Consider the following 856-nt stretch of genomic DNA (forward strand, 5'->3'; position numbering starts at 1 on the left):
CCAAATGGTGGATAAGACTGCTCAACAAGTTGAAATCCAAAAGACAAACGTAAAACCAAGACGGTAAACCAGGAGGCAGTGGAAAATAAGAGATGATTGTCTTGCCCCGAGAGATGCTATAAAAAATGTAGGCAAATGTATGACCCTGTTTTATCTCGTAAATTGCAATAATAAATTGAACACTTACGCTGCTTGATAGATACGATCTTTTTCCTTTTCGAATATTTCATCTGGCGTATGGTATACCATCTTGGCGATGAGTTGCACCATGTCTCAATATCCATGATTTCCTGCAGGCTATAGTCTGTTATGCCTTCTCCTTTGGGAATAAATCTACGAATAAGCCTATTATGCCTTTCTACTGTACCTTTATCACACGAAGTATATGGATGTGCATAATAAACTAGTGTCTTGGATATATCCTCTAACTTTGATATATCCGCAAATTCAGAGCCGTTGTCCGTAGTAATCGTCTTGAAGATATCGTTCCAATGCTCGCTGTATTGTGCTTTAAGCTGACAAAAGGCCTGCATGATCAAGAATTCTCGACTCATACGTTCAGATAGAGTCAATAATGCCTCTTCGCCTTTAGCCTTGTGTCCTAGTACAAGATCGCATTCCCAATGGCCAAACTCTTCTCGGCGCTTGAGCTTTTCTGGCAAGTCGAAATTCTTGATATCCAGTAGCCCTTGGTCGACGTATCTATACAGAGTTCTGGTGCAAATGACGTCACGGCTGGAAAATTCGCCGACTGCTAGAGCGCGATTACTGCAGGAGTCAAGCGACCAGCCGTCTTCAAAGAAGCGGCGATTGACGTACTGAATGAATCTAGATTTTTTGAGAAAATCCAATTTGC

Annotated in this window: 1 pseudogene; it reads right to left on the reverse strand. The window is 41.6% G+C overall.

The features are described 5' to 3' along the window. Positions 1-183 precede the first annotated feature (183 nt). Positions 184-856: pseudogene (locus tag BN52_RS01385) on the reverse strand (IS30 family transposase); the annotation flags it as partial.

The organism is Lactobacillus gigeriorum DSM 23908 = CRBIP 24.85 (assembly GCF_000296855.1).
Classification (GTDB): Bacteria; Bacillota; Bacilli; order Lactobacillales; family Lactobacillaceae; genus Lactobacillus; species Lactobacillus gigeriorum.